Here is a 17,996-nt window from a genome sequence, read left to right as displayed (position 1 = left end):
GGTGCGCGGATCGATGGTGACGCTATCCGACAAAGGCACGCTCCAGCACATAGTCGCCCGGCTCGGCGTTCGAGCCCTCCTTCATGCCGAAGGATTCGAGCAGTTCAGCGGTTTCCTTGATCATGGCCATGGAGCCGCACAGCATGACCCGGTCGCGCCCGGGCGAGAAGCCGTGCGGCAGACCCAGGTCGTCGAACAGGGTGCCGGACTTGATCCGGTCGGTGATCCGTCCGGCGTGCTCGAAGGGCTCGCGGGTGACGGTGGGATAGTAGGTCAGCTGGGCCCTTGCCTCCTCGCCGATCAGGGGATCGTCGTGGATGCCTGAGGTCAGGAAGTCGCGATAGGTCAGGTCGGCGGCGTGGCGCACGGTATGGCAGACCACGACATGGCCGAACCGGCTGTAGGTGTCGGGGTCGCGCGCCACGCTGAGCCAGGGGGCCAGGCCGGTGCCGGTTCCGATCAGCCACAGCCGCTCGCCGCCGGTCAGGGCGTCCAGCACCAGGGTGCCGGTCGGCTTCTTGCCCATCAGGACAGTGTCGCCCGGCTGGATCTTCTGCAGGCGCGAGGTCAGGGGGCCGTCGGGCACCTTGATCGACAGGAACTCCAGCTCCTCGGCCCAGCCGGGGCTGGCGATGGAATAGGCGCGCAGGATCGGCTTGCCGCCGTCGGCTCCCGGCAGGCCGATCATCACGAACTCGCCCGAACGGAAGCGGAAATCCTCGGGCCGGGCGATGGCGAAGCTGAACAGCTGGTCGGTCCAGTGGCGCACCCACAGCACTTCCAGCTCATGGAAGGCGGAGGCTTTCGCGGGCGGCGGAGGGGCGGCGACGTCGGTCATTGCGCGCTTCTTAGGGGGTGAGAGGCGAGGGGGGAAGGGATGCGGATGTCGCGCGGGGGATGTTCCGCCGGCGTCCGTCCCGAAGCTGTCTTTTCGCCCCTGATCATCGCATCCCTTTTCGCCCCCAAAGGTGCCTTCTCACCCCTCGCTCCGCCCTCATTCGATCCCGGTTCAGGGACCTGCGACCAAAGCTGACGCACCCATGTGCCTCTATGTGAAGTGGCGGCGGGGACAAGGATTTTTGGCGGTTCGACACACAGCAGGGCATCGGGATCCGGAACGTCGGACCTGTTCAACGGCGACCCGCCGGCGGGGCACCCTTCGGGTCGAATTTTTCCGGTCCTCACAGTGTAATCTCGACCCTGTCGGCGCAGGGGCGGAATCGGGGATGACGCCGGCCGAAACGACCGCTAGCGTCCGCGCCATGCGCAACAAACTCCTCGCCTCCACCCTGTTTCTCGCGGCCCTTTCGCCGTTCACCGCCGTGATGGCGCAAACCGCGGACCCGGCGGTCCTGACCCCCGAGCGGGTGTTCGCCAATCCGTCGCTGGCCGGGCCCGTAGCGCGGGGCGTCAGCCTGTCGCCCGACGGCGAACTGGTCGCCTTCCTCCGCTCGCGCGAGGACGACGTCGACGTGCTGGATCTGTGGGCCGCGCCGACCGGTGAGGGCGAGCCGTTCAAACTGATCGATGCCCGGGCGCTGGTGCCGGACGCGGGCGAGCTGTCGGAGGCCGAGAAGGCGCGGCGCGAGCGGATGCGGATCAGCCAGCGCGGCGTGGTCGAGTATTCCTGGGACCAGCAGGGGCGCTACATCCTCGCCCCGCTGGAGGGCGACATCTTCCTCGCCGAGCGTGAAGGCGGGGCCGTGCGCCGCCTGACCGAAACCCCGGCCGACGAGATCGACGCCAAGGTCTCGCCCAGGGGCAATTTCGTCTCCTTCGTCCGCGATCAGGACCTGGTCGTCCTCGAGCTGAACGGAAACCGCGAGACGGCGGTGACCACGGACGGCGACGGCCTGATCACCTGGGCCACGGCGGAGTTCATCGCCCAGGAGGAGATGGACCGCGACACCGGCTACTGGTGGAGCCCGGACGAACGCTACATCGCTTTGCAGCGCACCGACGAAAGCACGGTCGACATCATCCCGCGGCTGGACATCACCGGCGGCGGAGCCCGGGTGATTGAGCAGCGCTATCCGCGCGCCGGCCGGCCCAATGCGGTGGTCGACCTGTATGTCCACGACCGCGAGACGGGACAACGGACCAGGGTCGATCTGGGCACCAATGCAGACATCTATCTGGCCCGCGTCGACTGGTCGGCCGACGGCCGGACTCTCTATGTCCAGCGCCAGTCGCGCGACCAGAAGACGCTCGACCTGCTGAGCGTCGATCCGGCCACGGGTGCCTCGCGCGTGATCCTGTCGCGGACCTCGGACGCCTGGGTTCCGCTGACCCACGACTTCAAGCCGCTCGACGACGGCAACTTCATCTGGTCGTCGGAAGAGACCGGCTGGAAGCACCTGTACCTCTACAGCCGTGACGGCCGCCGCATCCGGGCGATCACCTCGGGCGACTATCCGGTCAAGAGCCTGAATGGCGTCAATCAGCAGACCGGCGAGGTCTTCTTCACCGCCTCGATGCGCGATGGCCGGGAACTGCCGATCGAACAGCAGATGTTCCGCGCCAGCCTTCGCCGGACCGTGACGCCCGTGGCGGTAACGCCGGGCGGCGGCTGGTGGGGCGCGTCGATGAACAAGACGGGCACGGCCTATGTCGGCAACTACACCGACCTGAACACGCCGACGCAGTCCGGCCTGTATCGCGCCGACGGGACCTTCGTGCGCTGGATCGAGGAGAACCGGCTGGACGCCGATCACCCGATCTATCCCTATGTCTCGCGTCGGGGCGAAGTGACCTTCGGCACGCTGGAAAGCCATGGTGAGACCCTGGTCTGGCAGATGACCACGCCGCCGGGCTTCGACCCGTCGAAACAGTATCCGGTGGTCATGCAGGTCTATGGCGGACCGTCCGGCGGCGGCGTCCGTCGCAGCTGGCAGGGCTCGACCAATCAACTGTTGACCGAGGCTGGCTACATCGTCTTCAGGCTCGACAACCGCGGCGAGGGCGACCGCTCCGCGGCCTTCAAACAGGCCCTGTATCTGCGCATGGGCCAACCTGAGATCGAAGATCAGGTGTTGGCGGCGAACTATCTGAGATCGCTGCCCTATGTTGCTGACGACCGCATCGCGATGATGGGCTGGTCCTATGGCGGTTTCATGAGCCTGATGGCCCTGACCGAGCCCGATATGGGCCTGGCCTCGGCCATCGCCGGTGCCCCGCCGACCGAGTGGAGCCTGTACGACACCCACTACACCGAACGGTTCATGTCGACGCCGGAACTGAACGCCGCCGGCTACGCCGCCTCGGACGCCATTCCGCGCCTGCCGAACCTGACCGGCCGTCTGCTGCTGATGCACGGCATGGCCGACGACAACGTCATCCTCGAGAACTCGACGCGGGTCATCGACGCGCTGCAGGCCTCGTCCATCCCCTTCGAACTGATGCTCTTCCCCGGCCAGCGCCACGGCGTCCGGGGCAATGAAAGGCAGCTGCAGCAATGGCGAACCTATCTGGACTTCCTCGACCGCACGATCGGGTCACGGGTGCCCGCCGCGCAGGACTGATCGCGGGGGCGGTTGCGGCGCTTTCGTTGGGCGCCTGTGCGACGCCCAACGGCGACGGCAGCTGGACTATGGCCGGCGAGGACGGCGGTCGCATCTATCAGCCGCCGACGGCCGCCGCCGTGGTGGACGGGCATTTCCCCGGTGCTGCCGCCATTGAAGGGTCGCTCACCCTGATCGCCAGTGTGGACACCGTCGGGCCAGAGCCCTTCAACGCCGTGATCGCAACCAGCCCCGCCATGATGGCGGACGATTGGCCGATCCCCGATGGCCCCCTCCGCGGCCTGCCGGTCCTCCTGAAGGACAACATCGAAACCGCCGACATGCCGACCACGGCCGGCTCTCTGGCCCTCGTCGACAACGCGCCCGGCCGGGATGCGCCCCTGGTCACCCGCCTGCGCGAGGCCGGTGCTGCCATCCTCGGCAAGGCCAATCTGTCGGAATGGGCCAACATCCGGTCGACCAATTCCATCAGCGGCTGGAGTGCGGTCGGGGGCCAGACGTTGAACCCCTATGATCCGGCGCGGACCCCTTGTGGTTCATCCGCAGGCAGCGCGACGGCGGTCGCCATGGGTCTGGTGCCCGCCGCCATCGGCACCGAGACCAACGGCTCCATCGTCTGTCCGGCCTCGGTGAATGGCGTGGTCGGGTTCAAGCCGACCGTTGGTCTGGTGTCGCGCACCCATATCGTGCCGATCAGCCACTCGCAGGACACCGCCGGCCCGATCACCACCACGGTAGAGGACGCCGCCATCGTGCTGACCGTCATCGCCGGCTCGGACCCGCTGGACCCCGCCACGGTCGAGGCGGATGCGCGCAAGGTCGACTATCGCGCCGCGCTGGACGCCGGGTCGCTGGGCGGTGCCCGGATCGGGGTCATGCGGTTCCTGATCGCCAACTATTCGGCAGAGACCCAGGCCGAGTTCGAGCGGGCCCTGCAGGCCATGCGCGACGCGGGGGCCGAACTGGTCGAGATCACCGAGGGCCCGGACATGCAGGCCGTCGGGGCCAGTTTCCAGGTGCTGATGACCGAGTTGAAGGTCGATCTGAACGCCTATCTGGCCTCGACCGACCCGACGCAGGTGCCGACCCGGACCCTGGCCGATCTGATCGCCTTCAACGCCGCCGAGCCGCGTGAGACGCCGCTGTTCGGCCAGGAGCTGTTCATCCGCGCCGAGGCCACGACCGGTCTTGAGGACCCGGCCTATATCGAGGCGCGCGAGCGTTCGTTCCGGGCGGCGGGGCCGGAGGGGATCGACCGGATGATGGCCACGCACAGGGTGGTCGCCCTGGTCGCGCCGACGACGTCGCGGGCCTGGACCAATGATCCAGCCGATGACGACCGGTCGCAGGGATCGTCCAGCTCTCTCGCGGCGGTGGCGGGCTATCCGCACCTGACCGTGCCGATGGGCTTCGACCGCGGCATGCCGGTCGGGATCAGCTTCATTGGCGGCAAATGGGACGACGCCCACATCCTGTCGCTGGGCCACGCCTATGAGCAGCGGACCCATGAACGACGCCCGCCGACGCTGGTGCAACCTTCGGCCCAGAACGGCGGTTGAGGCGAGATGGAACGGGAGTTCGTCAAATTCGCCACCGCGACCGCCAAGGTCGCCGGCAAGCCCTGGACCTTCATCGCCTGCCTGGCGATCGTCCTGGGCTGGGCAGCCACCGGGCCGATCTTCAAATTCAGCGAGACCTGGCAGCTGGTGATCAACACCGGGACGACGGTGATCACCTTCCTGATGGTGTTCCTGATCCAGAACACCCAGAACCGTGACGGTGCGGCGATGCAGGCCAAGCTGGATGAGCTGCTGTTCGCGGTGAAACAGGCGGATGACCGGTTCATCGGCATCGAACATCTGACCGAGCTCGAGCTGGACGCCATTCTGATGGAGGTCGAGAGCCGAGCCCTGGCCATCCAGGCGGGCAAGCCGGCGCGGGCCTTACCCGGCAAGCGCGCCCGGCCCGAGGCGGTCGAGGCGGCCCAGCCGAAGAAGGCCAGTCCGCGCAAGGCCGGCAAGCCAGGCGCATGAGCGATCTGGCCGCCAATGTCGTGGGCACTCTTGCGGCCCTTTGTTCGATCACCAGCTTCGCCCCGCAGATGATCAAGATCTGGAAGGAACGCGACGCCTCATCGGTGTCGCTGAAAACCTATTCGTTGACGGTGATCTGCTTCGTGCTGTGGACGGCCTACGGCGTGCTGACAGGGGCTTGGCCGATCATCGTCGCCAATGCCTGCGCCCTGGTTATGGCCTCGGGTGTCCTCGTGATGAAGTGGCGGTTCCGCGAGGCTTCGGGGCGCTGAGCCCGTCAACCTGCGGGTGATGGCGATGGACAGACGGGCGGGGGTCTGAAAGCGTAACGCGGCTATGTGAGGCGGGGGCCGATCGATGTTGCTCAACCGACGAGGCGCGCTGGCCGGCGCAGGCGGCCTGATGACGGCCCTGGCGACTGGCGAGGCCTGGGCGCAGGACGCCCGGCGCGTCCGCAAGGCCGCCTCTTCCCTGAGCTCCGCCGACGACGACATCCTCGCCTTCGCCGAGGGCGTCAAACTGATGAAGCGCCGCTCGGACGCCCTCTCATGGGAGGCCCAGAACCGCCTCCACGCCCAGCGCGCCGAGCACGGCAACTGGCGTTTCCTGCCCTGGCACCGGCTGCAGGTCGCCCACATGGAGCGGATCATCGCCCAGGTGACCGGCCACGCCAATTTCGCCATGCCCTACTGGGACTGGCAGGTGGACCGGTTCCTGCCGCCGTGGGTGCTGGACCCGACGTCGCCGCTCTATGAGCGTCAGCGCGATCCGGCGGCCGAGACCCTCGATTTCCAGAAGGCCCGCTTCGCCCAGAGCCGCGATGTGGCCCGTGTTTCGGACGACAATTTCGACGCCTTCTGCGGTCGCGAGCGCGCCGCGGGCCGGGTCGAGGCCTATGGCCACAACATCATCCACATGCTGGTCGGCGGCTATATGGGAAGCACCCGCACGGCGGCGCTGGACCCCGTCTTCTGGCTGCACCACTGCAACGTCGACCGGGTCTGGGCGACCTGGCACCAGAAGAACGGCGACCTGGCGTATCCGCGGCCGTGGAAGGACGTCTCCATGTCGGGCTTCACCGGTCCCGACGGCCGGCAGACCGGACGGTGGGTCGCGTCGCGCATCACCTCCACCCGGGGTCTGGGTTATCGCTACGACGCCCTCTATGCGCCCCTGGTCTTCGCCCTTCCGCCGGGGGCGCTCGGCGGACCGCCCGTGTCGACCAGCGAGGTCTCCATCCGGGTCGATGCTGATTCCACGGACGGCTCGGTCCGGCTGGAGCTACCCGCCGAGATCGTCCGCCTGCTCCGCGAGGCTCCCGGCCGGGTGACGGTCGAGGGGACCGGGGTCGTTGCCTATGAGCGGTCGGAGAACCTGACCGGTCGCGGCATGGCCACCAGCGTGTTCGCTGCGAAGGGCCGCGTGGATCTGGGCGTCTCCCCGACGTTCGTCCATTTCGGCGGCGGCGAGGATGACGCGCACGCGGGCCATAGCGGGCACGGCGACTACGCCCATGTCTTCACCTTCGACAGCGCGGTGGTCCAGCTGGCCAGGCTGACGACCGGGCCGCTGGCGATCGTATCGACAGCCCAGGACCTGCGGCCCGAAGAGCAGCGGCCGCCGGTACGGGCGGTGTCTCTGGAGGCGACGATGACAGTGACCGAGTACGCCGCCTGACCCCTCAGTCCGCGGCTCGGGTCGCCTGGGCCGCATGGACGAGGGCGATGATGCGATCCGCTGCCTCATCGACCGAACAGCCGGCCGCGTCGATCCGCAGGTCCGGCGCTTCCGGCGCCTCATAGGGGCTGTCAATGCCCGTGAAATGGCTCAACTGCCCGGCCCGCGCCTTGGCGTAGAGCCCCTTCACGTCCCGCGCCTCCGCGACCTCCAGCGGGACGTCGATGAAGATCTCGAGGAACTCGCCCGGCTCCATCCGCTCGCGCGCCATCCGTCGTTCCTCGCGGAAGGGCGAGATGAAGGAGACCAGCACGATGAGGCCCGCGTCCGTCATCAGCCGCGCCACCTCGGCCACCCGTCGGATGTTCTCGACGCGGTCGGCGTCCGTGAAGCCGAGGTCCCGGTTCAGCCCGTGACGCACGTTGTCGCCGTCCAGCATCACCGAGTGGAGGCCCTCGGCGAGCAGGCGCTGCTCGACGCGGTCGGCGATGGTGGACTTGCCCGCGCCGGACAGGCCGGTGAACCAGAGCACCAGCGGCGACTGGCGTTTGAGCGCTGCGCGGTCGGCCCGGCTGACGGTCAGGGCCTGCGGATGAATGTTTGCCGCCCGACGCAGGGCGAAACGGATCATGCCGGCGCCGGCGGTCTCGTTCGTCATCCGGTCGATCAGGATGAAGCCGCCGAGGTCGCGGTTCAGCGCATAGGGCTCGAAGGCGACGGGGGCGTCGAGCGCCAGGGTGCACAGGCCGATGTCGTTCAGGGCCAGGGTCGGGGCGGCCAGCATCTCGCCGGTATCGACATTGACCTTGTGCTTGAGATCGCTGATCCGCGCCCCGATCGTCTCGGCACCCAGCTTGAGCCAGTAGGAGCGGCCCGGCAGCAGGGGGCGTTCGGACATCCAGACCAGATGGGCCTCGAACTGGTCCGCGACCTCCGGGGGAGCCCCGGCGGCGGCGATCAGATTGCCGCGCGAGACATCCACGTCTGGCGTGAGGGTCAGGGTCACGGACTGGCCCGCGTCGGCCTGGTCGAGGTCGCCGTCCAGGGTGACGATGCGCTCGATCCGGGCGCTGACGCCTGACGGCAGAATACGTACGGCGTCGCCCGGACGGGCCGAGCCGGCCAAGATCCGGCCCGCGAAGCCGCGGAAGTCGGCGTGGGGGCGGCTGACGCCCTGGACGGTCATGCGCATCGGTGCCGGCGCTGCCTCGGCCAGATGGACCGTCCGCAGACAGGTCATCAGGTCGGGCCCGTTGTACCAGGGCATACGGCCATCCGCCGAAGAGACGTTGCCGCCCGTGCGCGCACAGGTCGGGATGGCGGTCACATCGGTCAGGCCGATCTGCCCGGCGAAAGCGCGATAGTCATCGACGATGACGTCGAAACGCGCCTGCGAGCCTTCGACGAGATCCATCTTGTTCACGGCCAGCACGACCCGGCGGACGCCAAGCAGCGCCAGCAGCCGGCTGTGCCGCCGCGTCTGGGTCAGCAGGCCCTTGCGCGCATCGACCAGCACGATGGCCAGGTCCGCGGTCGAGGCGGCGGTGACCATGTTGCGCGTGTACTGCTCGTGGCCCGGGGTGTCGGCCAGGACGAAGCGGCGCTCGCCGATGTCGAAGAAGCGATAGGCGACGTCGATGGTGATGCCCTGCTCGCGCTCGGCGGACAGGCCGTCCACGAGAAAGGACATATCCGGGGCACCGTCGAGATCGGGCAGGGCCGCGATCTGGTCGGTCGGGATGGCTCCGGCGTCGAACAGCAGGCGGCCGATCAGGGTCGACTTGCCGTCGTCGACCGAACCGCAGGTGATCAGGCGGACGAGTTCCTTCGGTCCGGTGTCGGGGAGCGGCGGCATCAGAAATAGCCCTCGCGCTTCTTCCGCTCCATCGAGGCCGACGGATCGTGGTCGATGGCCCGGCCTTGCCGTTCGGACACGGAGGCGTCCCGCACTTCGCGAACAACCGCCTCCAGTGTGTCCGCTTCGCTGTCGACCGCCGCGGTCAGAGGCCAGCAGCCCAGGGTCCGGAACCGGACGCGGCGCATCTGCGCCTGTTCGCCGGGTCTCAACGGCATACGGTCGTCATCGAGCATGAGCAGCGCCCCGTCACGCTCGATCACCGGCCGATCCGCCGCGAAATAGAGGGAAGGCAGGGCGATGTTTTCGCGCTGGATGTAACGCCAGACGTCCAGTTCAATCCAGTTCGACAAGGGGAAGACCCGCACGGACTCACCCGTATTCAGGCGGGTATTGTAGAGGCTCCAGAGCTCGGGCCGCTGTCGTTTGGGATCCCAGCCGTGCGCCGCCGTCCGGACCGAGACGATCCGCTCCTTGGCCCGGCTCTTCTCCTCGTCGCGCCGTGCGCCGCCGAAGGCCGCATCGAACCGGCCGGCGTCCAGTGCCTGTTTCAGCCCCTGGGTCTTCCACAGATCGGTATGGACGCTCGCACCGTGATCGAACGGATTGATCCCGTCGGCCTCGGCTTCGGGATTGCGATGGACCAGCAGGGGCATGCCTGCCGCCGCTGCGGCCTGATCCCTGAAGGCGTACATCTCGCGGAATTTCCACGTCGTATCGACGTGCAGGAGGGGGAAGGGCGGCGGAGCCGGGAAGAAGGCCTTTCGCGCCAGATGCAACAGGACGGCGGAGTCCTTGCCGCCTGAGAACAGCATCACCGGCCGCTCGCATTCGGCGACGACCTCCCGGAAGATGTGAATGGCCTCGGCTTCGAGAGAGCCGAGGACGTCGTCGTGCAGCCGCATCGTCTAGCTGTGGCCCCGGAATCGCGCGGCGCCAAGTCTCACGCGGGGACGACGGCGGTGGTCTCGATCTCGATCCGGGCGGCGTCCTCGATCAATCCCTTGACCTCGACCACCGCCATGGCGGGGTAGTGTGGTCCGATCAGCTCGCGCCAGGCCGCGCCGATTTCGCGCAGGGCGGCGAGGTATTCGCGCTTGTCGACGACGTACCAGGTCATCCGGACGATGTGCGCGGGGCCGGCACCGGCCTCTGCGAGGACGGCAAGGGTATTCTCGATGGTCTGGCGGAACTGGCCGGCGAACCCCGTCTCGACAAAAACCCCTTCGGGCGTCCAGCCGATCTGGCCGGCGACGAAGACCATTCGGCCGGTCGCCTCGACGCCGTTGGAATAGCCCTTCGGGCGCGGCCAGCCTTCCGGCAGCAGGACGCGGTTCATTCGGCGGTCTCCAGATAGGGCGCGATGCGGGCGCGCAGGGCGTCTGGCCAGGGCTCGGGCTTCAGCGAGGCACCGACGTAGACGATCGTCTGGGTCGCCTCGAACCGCAGGGCGCCGCCGCCGGCGATCCGGTGGCGAAGGCCGCAGGAGGCACCGCCCAGTTTCGTGACGGTCAGGGCGAAGGTCAGTTCGTCTTCCAGCCGTGACGGGGCGATGAAGCGGGCCTCGACGGCGGCGGTCGGGACGCTGACATGGCGGTTGACGTGCAGTTCGCGGAAGGAGGCGTCCAGCGGCCCGGCGAACCAGTCCTCGACCACGCCGTTCAGCATCTCGAAATAGCGCGGGAAGAAGACGATCCCGGCGGCGTCGCAGTCGGCAAAGCGCACGCGCCGTTCGGTGGTAAAGATCCGGCCGCTCATGCGTCGGCCTTCAGGCGGAAGCGCTGCAGCTTGCCGGTCTGGGTCTTGGGCAGGGCGTCCACGAAATCGAGGGCGCGCGGGTATTTGTAGGGGGCGATCACGGTCTTCACATGGTCCTGCAGCGCGGTTCTCAGGTTGTCCGAGGCGGCGTGGCCGGCGTTCAGGATCACAAAGGCCTTCACGATCTGGCCCCGTTCGGGATCGGGGGCGCCGATGACCGCCGCCTCGGCCACGGCGGGGTGGCGAAGCAGGGCGTTCTCCACCTCGGGCGCACCGATGTTGTAGCCGGACGAGATGATCATGTCGTCGGCGCGGGCCACGAACCAGAAATAGCCGTCCTCATCGAGCCGGTAGACGTCGCCGGTCAGGTTCCAGCCGTCCTGGACATAGGCGGCCTGCCGGCCGTCGGCGAGATAGCGGCAGCCGGTCGGTCCGCGGACCGCCAGGCGGCCGGTTTCGCCCGCCGGGAGGGGGCGGCCTTCGGCGTCGATAATGCGCGCTTCATAGCCGGGCACGGCCCTGCCGGTGGCACCGGGCCGGATGGCGTCCCCGCTGGCCGAGATGAAGACGTGGATCATCTCGGTCGAGCCGATCCCGTCGATGATCCGGACGCCGGTTGCTGCGTGCCAGGCGTCCGAGGTTGCTGCGGGCAGGGTCTCGCCGGCCGAGACGCAGGTGCGCAGGCTCGAGAGGTCGTGCTCGCCCGTCAGCTTCAGCAGCGCGCGGTAGCCGGTCGGGGCGGTGAACAGGGCGGTCGCCTTGTGACGGACGATGGTCTCGGCCAGGGCGTCGAAGCCGGGCCGGGGGGCAAAAGCGGTTGTAGCGCCGACGGCGGCGGGGAAGACCACCAGCCCGCCGAGGCCGAAGGTGAAGGCGATCGGCGGCGTGCCGACGGCGACGTCATCCTTGGTCAGGCCGACGACGTGGCGGGCGAAGGTGTCGGCCATGGCGAGGATGTCGCGATGGAAATGGATGCAGCCCTTGGGCTTGCCGGTGGTGCCCGAGGTGAAGGCGATCAGGGCGGGATCCTCGGCGGCCGTGTCGACCGCGTCGAAGCGGAAGCCCTGTGGCAGGGCCTGTGCGGCCTTCTGCAGGGCGGCTGAGTCCATGACCTGCGTCAGCGATGGCGTCGCGGCCCGGGCTTCGGTCACGGCTTCGGCCAGTGAGGCATAGACCAGGGCATGGCTGATCTTCGCCTTGTCGATCACGGTCGCCAGTTCGGCGGCGCGGAGCATCGGCATGGTGGCCACGACCACGCCGCCGGCTTTCAGGATCGCAAACCATGCCAGCACGGTCCAGGCCGAGTTCGGGCCGTGCAGCAGGACGCGATTACCGGGCACCAGCCCCATCTGTTCGACCAGCACCTGGGCCATCCGGCCTGAAATGGCGTCGACCCGGGCCCAGGAGAATTCGTGATCGGAATCGATCAGGGCGCGCGCGTCGGACCCGGCGGTCTGGATGGCCCGGCGCAGCAATTCGGCGGCGGCGTTGAGGCGCTCGGGATAGGCGAGTTCCGGCAGGTTGAAGATCAGGTCGGGTTGCTGCTCCAGCGGCGGCAGGTGATCGAGTACGAACCGGTCGATGTGGGACGTCTCACCCATGGGCACCGCCCGCCATGGCCGCCAGCGCCTGCCGGGCGATGACGATCTTCTGCACCTCGGACGCGCCTTCATAGATCCGCAGGGCGCGGACCTCGCGATAGAGCCGCTCGACCGGGTGGCCCGAAACCACGCCGAGGCCGCCGAACAGCTGGACGGCGGCGTCGATGACGGCCTGCGCCTCGTCGGTGGCGTAGAGCTTGGCCATGGCGGCCTCGCGGGTGACCCGCGGCGCGCCCTGATCCTTGAGCCAGGCGGCGCGGTAGATCAGCAGGGCCGAGGCATCGATCTTCAAGGCCATGTCCGCCAGCGACGCCTGCACCAGCTGCAGGTCGCTCATCGGTGCGCCGAACAGCTGGCGGGAGACCGTGCGGCTCGCGGCCTCGTCGAAGGCGCGGCGGGAGAAGCCGAGGGCGGCGGCGGCGACGGTCGAGCGGAACACGTCCAGCGTGGCCATGGCGATGCGGAAGCCGTCGCCCGGCTGTCCCAGCAGGCGGTCGCCGTCGAGGCGGCAGGCGTTGAAGCGGATGGTCGCCAGCGGATGAGGGGCCATCAGGGGGATGCGCTCGACGACCTCGAAACCGGGCGTGTCCGCATCGACCACGAAGGCGCTCAGCCCCCTGGCACCAGGCCCCTCACCGGTGCGGGCGAAGACGGTGTAGCGATCGGCCAGACCGCCGTTGGAGATGAAGGTCTTGGTTCCGTCCAGCACCCAGCCGTCGCCGTCCCGGCGCGCGCTGGTCGACAGGGCGGCGACGTCCGAACCGGCATCGGGCTCGGACAGGGCGAAGGCGGCGATGGTTTCGCCCGCGGCCACGCCCGGCAGCCAGCGGGCTTTCTGGGCCTCCGTGCCGAACAGGCTGATCGGGCCGGAGCCGAGACCCTGCATGGCGAAGACGAAGTCGGCCAGACCGGAGCGTCGGGAGAGGGTCTCGCGCGTCAGGCACAGGGTTCGGACGTCCAGCTTGCCGTTCGCGTCGGGCACCGCGTTGTTCAGCCAGCCGCCCTCGGCCAGCGCCTTCAGGATCGTGCGGCAATCGCCGTCGAGGTCGTGGTCGCCGTGCAGGCCCATGGCGTCCGTGTCGCTGACCCACGCGTCCAGCCCGGCCGCAAAGGCGCGGTGGTGGTCGTCGAAAAAGGGCCAGTCGAGGAAGGTCCGGTCGCCCATCTCAGTTCCCCTCGAACACCGGCTCGCGCCTGGCGGCGAAGGCCTCATAGGCGCGGCGGAAGTCGTTCGTCTTCATGCAGATGGCCTGGGCCTGGGCCTCGGACTCGATGGCGGCGTCCAGGCTCATGTCCCATTCCACGTTGAGCTGGTTCTTGGTGATGCCGTGGGCGAAGGTGGGCCCCTTCGCCAGCGAACGGGCCAGTTCCACCGCCGTCTCCATCAGGGCCTCGCCCTCGACGACGCGATTGTGGAAGCCCCAGCGCTCGCCTTCATCGGCGGTCATGACCCGGCCGGTGAACAGCAGCTCCGACGCCCGGCCCTGACCGATCTGGCGGGGAAGGATGGCGCAGGCCCCCATGTCGCAGCCGGCCAGGCCGACCCGGGTGAACAGGAAGGCCGTCTTCGTCCGCGGCGTGGCGATGCGCAGGTCCGAGGCCATGGCCATGATGGCACCGGCCCCGACACAGACGCCGTCCAGCGCCGCGATGACAGGCTGGGGGCAGGCGCGCATCGCCTTGACCAGATCACCGGTCATGCGGGTGAAGTTCAGCAGGGCCGGCATGTCCATTTCGGTCAACGGGCCGATGATCTCATGCACATCGCCGCCGGACGAGAAATTGCCGCCCGCGCCCGTGACGATCACAACCTTGCAGTCGTCGGCGTGGATCAGGGCGCGGAACAGATCGCGCATCTCGGCATAGGATTCGAACGTCAGCGGGTTCTTTCGCTCGGGCCGGTTCAAGGTCAGGGTCGCGACGCCGTCGTCATCGACCGACCAGAGGAAATGGGCCGCCTTGTAGTCACGCGCCTTCATCCGTTCAGCTCCTCGTGGGTGGTGGCGTGGAGCGACCGCTTTGTACGCTCCAGCAGGCGGGTCAGGTCGTCGGCCTCGGTGGTGCTCAGGTCGGCGAACAGGGCTTCGATCCAGCGCTCATGCGCACAGGCCATGGCGGTGAAACGGGTCTGGCCCAGCGGCGTCAGGCGGACGCGCTGAACGCGTCGATCGGCGCCGGCCATGGCCTCGATCAGGCCGTCGGCCTTGAGCCGGGCGGCGAGGCCGGTGACGTTGCCATTGGACACCATCAGCATGCCCGCGGCCTCGCCCATGGTCAGGCCGGCATCACCCGCGCGGTCGAGTGCAGACAGCATGTCGAAGCGCGGCAGGGTGGAGCCGAATTCGTCGCGGAGCCGCTGGGATACGGTCTGTTCGATCCGGGTCGAGCAGGTCAGCAACCGCAGCCATAGCCTCAGCGACCGCTTGCCGTCCGGAGCACCGCCCAGCCGATCCGGCAGCGAGGCGACGGCGGCGCTCACAGCTCGCCGCCGGCGACGGGGACCGCTGCCCCGTTGAGGCCCGAGGCACCCTCGCCGCACAGCCAGACGATGGTCTGTGCGACCTCGTCCGGGGTGATCAGCCGCCCCTGGGGGTTGGAAGCGGCGAGGGCCGCGCGGGCTTCTTCCTCGCTGCGGCCGGTCTTGCCGGTGATCGCCTCGACCGATCGGGCGACCAGGTCCGTGTCGGTGAAGCCGGGGCAGACGGCGTTGACGGTGACGCCCTTCGAGGCGACCTCCAGAGCCAGGGCGCGGGTCAGGCCGACGAGGCCGTGCTTGGCGGCGACATAGGCCGAGACATAGGGGTAGCCCTTCAGCCCAGCGGTCGAGGCGACATTGACGATCCGGCCCCAGCGACGGGTCAGCATGCCCGGCAGGACCAGACGCGCGGCCTCGGCGGGCGCTTCGAGGTTCAGGGCCAGCATGGCGCGGAAGGCGTCGGCGTCGGTCTTGAGGAAGGGGGCCGAGGTGGCCGCGCCGGCATTGTTGACCAGAATATCGATCGGCCCGAACCGGTCGCGGCCAACCTCGATGGCGGCGGCCAGCATGTCGGGGTCGGTGACGTCAGCGGGGGCCGCAAAAGCGAGGTCGCCGATGCGGTCGGCGGTCTCGGTCAGGCGGCCGATATGGCGGCCTATCAGGGTGACCTGACAGCCGGCTTCGGCCAGCCGTTCAGCCGTCGCCCGGCCGATGCCCGAGCCGGCGCCTGTGACCACGGCGTGATGTCCCGTCAGTCTCATACGGGTCCCGTCTGCTGCTGCTTTTCGAGGTTGCGGGCCAGCTGGCCGAAGCCGGCGAGATACTGGACCGGCGGCATCTGCCCGCGCCAGCCGAGCTCGGCCGCAGCGCGCAGGCTCCAGTTGGGATCAGCCAGATGCGGCCGGGCGAGGGCGCACAGATCGGCCCGGCCGGCGGCTAGGATGCTGTTGACGTGGTCGGTCTCATAGATGTTGCCGACGGCCATCGTGGCCACGCCCGCCTCGTTGCGGATGCGGTCGCTGAACGGGGTCTGGAACATGCGGCCGTAGATCGGCTGCGCTTCGGGCGTGGTGGACCCGGCCGAGACGTCGATCAGGTCGCAGCCGGCCTCGGCGAAGGCGCGGGCGATGATGACGGAGTCCTCGGCCGTCAGGCCTTCCTCGACCCAGTCGGTTGCGGAAAGGCGGACCGACATGGGCCTGTCTTGCGGCCAGGCGGCGCGCATGGCGGCGAAAACCTCAAGCGGGAAGCGCAGCCGGTTCTCGACCGAACCGCCGTAGTCGTCGGTGCGATGGTTGGAGACGGGCGTCAGGAAGGACGATAGCAGATAGCCATGGGCGCAGTGAAGTTCGACCATGTCGAAGCCCGCTTCATCGGCCCAGCGCGTGGCCTGAACGAAGGCATCGCGAACGCGGTCCATGTCGGCGCGGTTCATTTCGCGTGGTGTCTGGTCTTCTTCCGACCACGGAAGAGGGGAGGGGGCGATCAACGCCCAGCCGTCCTTGAGAGGCTTGTCGGCGCGCGGACCCCACGGCCGCTCCACCGATCCCTTGCGACCTGCGTGGGCCAGCTGGATGGCGATCCGTGATCCCTGGCCATGAACGAAGTCCACGATCCGCTTCCAGGCGTCGCGGTGTTCCGGCCGGTACATGCCCGCGCAGCCGGGCGTGATGCGGGCGTCCGCGGAGACGTCGGTCATTTCGGTGAAGACAAGGCCAGCGCCGCCGAGGGCCCGGCTGCCGAGATGGACCAGGTGGAAATCACCCACCAGCCCGTCCTCGGCCGAGTACATGCACATGGGCGAGACGACGACGCGGTTGGGCAGGGTCAGGCCGCGCAGCTTCAACGGCGCGAACATGGGCGGTGGAGGATTGTCCGTGGACGGAGCACCGGCGTTGGCGGCAAACCAACGCTCAACGCCGGTCAGGAAGGGCCCGTCGCGCAGGCGGAGGTTTTCATGGCTGACGCGCTGGCTGCGGGTCAGCAGGCTGTAGGTGAACTGCAGGGGGTCGAGACCGACATAGCGGTCCACCGTCTCGAACCATTCCGTGGAGTTCCGGGCGGCGCTCTGCAGCTTGAGCACCTCGATCCGGCGCTCCGTCTCATAGGCGGCGAGACCCGCGTCCAGATCATCGGCCTCGGTCAGGGTCTCGGCCAGGCGGATGGCATCCTCGAAGGCCAGCTTCGTCCCAGAGCCGATGGAGAAATGGGCCGTGTGCGCGGCGTCGCCCAGCAGGATGACCTTGCCGTCACGCCAGTTCGAACAGGCGACGCGCGGGAAGTTCAGCCAGGCCGAGCCGCGCAGGTGCCGGGCATTGCTCATCAGGGCGTGGCCGCCCAGCCAGTCGGCGAACAGCGCTTCGGCCGCGCGGCAGGTCTGGTCCTGGTCCATGGCCTCGAAGCCGAGGCCCCGCCATGTCGCCTCGGAGCACTCGACGATGAAGGTCGATGCTCCCGGTTCGAACTGGTAGGCGTGGGCCCAGATCCAGCCGTGGGGGGTCTCGACGAAGGCGAAGGTGAAGGCGTCGAACGACTGTTTCGTGCCCAGCCAGATGTATTTGTTGGTCCGGACATCGATATCGACGCCGAAGACCTCCGGGTTGTCGTTGCGGATCCGGCTGTTCAGGCCGTCGGCGGCGACGATGACATCGGCGGGCAGGGCGCGGATGTCGGCGACCTCATCCTCGAACCGCAGTTCGACGCCGAGCGAGCGGGCACGCTCCTGCAGGATGGTCAGCAGCCGCTGCCGCCCGATGCCCGCGAAGCCATGGCCGCCCGAGCGGACGGTCTGGCCGTGGATATGGACGTCGATGTCGTCCCAATGGACGAAGGCCGCCTCGATGACGGCCGCGGTCTCGGGATCGTTGGCCTTGAGATTGGCGAGCGTCTGGTCGGAAAAGACCACGCCCCAGCCGAAGGTATCGTCCGGCCGGTTGCGCTCGTGGACGACGACCTCAAGCGACGGATCGCGCAGCTTCAGGGAGATGGCGAGATACAGGCCGCCCGGACCCGCGCCCACCACGGCGATGCTTCTGACGGCGCTGTTCAACGACATATTTTAAGCTTGAAACAACT

At 68.5% G+C, this 17,996-nt stretch carries 16 protein-coding genes; 5 read left to right on the top strand and 11 right to left on the bottom strand.

The features are described 5' to 3' along the window. Nucleotides 1–22: 22 nt before the first annotated feature. Nucleotides 23–838, bottom strand: coding sequence for a ferredoxin--NADP reductase (locus KB221_12035; GenBank protein ID WIY68808.1), 816 nt, complete (start codon nt 836–838; stop codon nt 23–25). A 424-nt stretch (nt 839–1,262) separates the two neighbouring features. On the opposite strand from KB221_12035, the gene KB221_12030 reads away from it, so the two are divergent. From KB221_12030 to KB221_12010, 5 genes are all read left to right on the top strand, one after another. Continuing rightward, a complete protein-coding gene (locus tag KB221_12030) occupies nt 1,263–3,521 on the top strand; it encodes a S9 family peptidase (protein WIY68807.1) in 2,259 nt (752 codons plus the stop codon). A gap of 68 nt (nt 3,522–3,589) precedes the next feature. Further along, complete coding sequence (locus KB221_12025) at nt 3,590–5,080, top strand: amidase (protein ID WIY68806.1); 1,491 nt, start codon at nt 3,590–3,592, stop codon at nt 5,078–5,080. Nucleotides 5,081–5,086: 6 nt separating this feature from the next. Continuing rightward, the gene (locus KB221_12020) at nt 5,087–5,554 is read left to right on the top strand and encodes a low affinity iron permease family protein (protein WIY68805.1); all 468 of its coding nucleotides are present in this window, start codon (nt 5,087–5,089) and stop codon (nt 5,552–5,554) included. Beyond that, complete coding sequence (locus KB221_12015; GenBank protein ID WIY68804.1) at nt 5,551–5,826, top strand: SemiSWEET transporter; 276 nt, start codon at nt 5,551–5,553, stop codon at nt 5,824–5,826. Before KB221_12020 ends, KB221_12015 begins: the two co-directional genes overlap by 4 nt. Nucleotides 5,827–5,911: 85 nt before the next feature. Then, entirely contained in the window at nt 5,912–7,231 is a 1,320-nt protein-coding gene (locus KB221_12010) for a tyrosinase family protein (protein ID WIY68803.1), read from the top strand. Nucleotides 7,232–7,235: 4 nt separating this feature from the next. Here the strand turns inward: KB221_12010 and cysC are convergent, their stop codons facing one another. From cysC to KB221_11960, 10 genes are read right to left on the bottom strand one after another with little or no spacing between them, the layout of a single operon-like run. Further along, nucleotides 7,236–9,086: an adenylyl-sulfate kinase gene (gene cysC, locus KB221_12005; GenBank protein ID WIY68802.1), complete on the bottom strand. Its 1,851-nt coding sequence runs from the start codon at nt 9,084–9,086 to the stop codon at nt 7,236–7,238. Beyond that, nucleotides 9,086–9,991: a sulfate adenylyltransferase subunit CysD gene (cysD, locus tag KB221_12000; protein ID WIY68801.1), complete on the bottom strand. Its 906-nt coding sequence runs from the start codon at nt 9,989–9,991 to the stop codon at nt 9,086–9,088. The genes cysC and cysD overlap by 1 nt, the downstream gene beginning before the upstream one ends. 38 nt (nt 9,992–10,029) lie before the next feature. Further along, on the bottom strand, nt 10,030–10,425 hold the full coding sequence (locus KB221_11995) for a RidA family protein (GenBank protein WIY68800.1): 396 nt from the start codon (nt 10,423–10,425) through the stop codon (nt 10,030–10,032). After that, a complete protein-coding gene (locus tag KB221_11990) occupies nt 10,422–10,844 on the bottom strand; it encodes a thioesterase family protein (GenBank protein WIY68799.1) in 423 nt (140 codons plus the stop codon). Before KB221_11990 ends, KB221_11995 begins: the two co-directional genes overlap by 4 nt. Then, nucleotides 10,841–12,445: an AMP-binding protein gene (locus tag KB221_11985; protein ID WIY68798.1), complete on the bottom strand. Its 1,605-nt coding sequence runs from the start codon at nt 12,443–12,445 to the stop codon at nt 10,841–10,843. Before KB221_11985 ends, KB221_11990 begins: the two co-directional genes overlap by 4 nt. Beyond that, the gene (locus KB221_11980) at nt 12,438–13,610 is read right to left on the bottom strand and encodes an acyl-CoA dehydrogenase family protein (GenBank protein ID WIY68797.1); all 1,173 of its coding nucleotides are present in this window, start codon (nt 13,608–13,610) and stop codon (nt 12,438–12,440) included. Before KB221_11980 ends, KB221_11985 begins: the two co-directional genes overlap by 8 nt. A 1-nt stretch (nt 13,611) precedes the next feature. Continuing rightward, complete coding sequence (locus KB221_11975; protein ID WIY68796.1) at nt 13,612–14,424, bottom strand: enoyl-CoA hydratase family protein; 813 nt, start codon at nt 14,422–14,424, stop codon at nt 13,612–13,614. Beyond that, on the bottom strand, nt 14,421–14,924 hold the full coding sequence (locus KB221_11970) for a MarR family transcriptional regulator (protein WIY68795.1): 504 nt from the start codon (nt 14,922–14,924) through the stop codon (nt 14,421–14,423). The genes KB221_11975 and KB221_11970 overlap by 4 nt, the downstream gene beginning before the upstream one ends. Beyond that, nucleotides 14,921–15,682 (bottom strand): SDR family oxidoreductase, encoded by a 762-nt coding sequence (locus KB221_11965; GenBank protein ID WIY68794.1) that lies wholly within the window; start codon nt 15,680–15,682, stop codon nt 14,921–14,923. Before KB221_11965 ends, KB221_11970 begins: the two co-directional genes overlap by 4 nt. Further along, the gene (locus KB221_11960; GenBank protein ID WIY68793.1) at nt 15,679–17,970 is read right to left on the bottom strand and encodes a bifunctional salicylyl-CoA 5-hydroxylase/oxidoreductase; all 2,292 of its coding nucleotides are present in this window, start codon (nt 17,968–17,970) and stop codon (nt 15,679–15,681) included. Before KB221_11960 ends, KB221_11965 begins: the two co-directional genes overlap by 4 nt. Between the last annotated feature and the right edge of the window lie 26 nt (nt 17,971–17,996).

Origin of the sequence: Aquidulcibacter paucihalophilus, assembly GCA_030285985.1 — a bacterium.
Lineage (GTDB): Bacteria > Pseudomonadota > Alphaproteobacteria > Caulobacterales > Caulobacteraceae > Brevundimonas.
This window is presented reverse-complemented; position numbering and strand designations above follow the sequence as displayed.

Excerpts from the sequence above, each read along its gene's own strand:
- KB221_11980 (WIY68797.1), bottom strand. The coding sequence starts at position 13,610 with ATGGGCGACCGGACCTTCCTCGACTGGCCCTTTTTCGACGACCACCAC.
- KB221_11985 (WIY68798.1), bottom strand. The coding sequence starts at position 12,445 with ATGGGTGAGACGTCCCACATCGACCGGTTCGTACTCGATCACCTGCCG.
- KB221_12035 (WIY68808.1), bottom strand. The coding sequence starts at position 838 with ATGACCGACGTCGCCGCCCCTCCGCCGCCCGCGAAAGCCTCCGCCTTC.
- KB221_12030 (WIY68807.1), top strand. The coding sequence starts at position 1,263 with ATGCGCAACAAACTCCTCGCCTCCACCCTGTTTCTCGCGGCCCTTTCG.
- cysC (WIY68802.1), bottom strand. The coding sequence starts at position 9,086 with ATGCCGCCGCTCCCCGACACCGGACCGAAGGAACTCGTCCGCCTGATC.
- KB221_11995 (WIY68800.1), bottom strand. The coding sequence starts at position 10,425 with ATGAACCGCGTCCTGCTGCCGGAAGGCTGGCCGCGCCCGAAGGGCTAT.
- KB221_12010 (WIY68803.1), top strand. The coding sequence starts at position 5,912 with ATGTTGCTCAACCGACGAGGCGCGCTGGCCGGCGCAGGCGGCCTGATG.
- KB221_12025 (WIY68806.1), top strand. The coding sequence starts at position 3,590 with ATGGCCGGCGAGGACGGCGGTCGCATCTATCAGCCGCCGACGGCCGCC.
- KB221_11990 (WIY68799.1), bottom strand. The coding sequence starts at position 10,844 with ATGAGCGGCCGGATCTTTACCACCGAACGGCGCGTGCGCTTTGCCGAC.
- KB221_11965 (WIY68794.1), bottom strand. The coding sequence starts at position 15,682 with ATGAGACTGACGGGACATCACGCCGTGGTCACAGGCGCCGGCTCGGGC.
- KB221_12020 (WIY68805.1), top strand. The coding sequence starts at position 5,087 with ATGGAACGGGAGTTCGTCAAATTCGCCACCGCGACCGCCAAGGTCGCC.
- KB221_12015 (WIY68804.1), top strand. The coding sequence starts at position 5,551 with ATGAGCGATCTGGCCGCCAATGTCGTGGGCACTCTTGCGGCCCTTTGT.
- KB221_11975 (WIY68796.1), bottom strand. The coding sequence starts at position 14,424 with ATGAAGGCGCGTGACTACAAGGCGGCCCATTTCCTCTGGTCGGTCGAT.
- cysD (WIY68801.1), bottom strand. The coding sequence starts at position 9,991 with ATGCGGCTGCACGACGACGTCCTCGGCTCTCTCGAAGCCGAGGCCATT.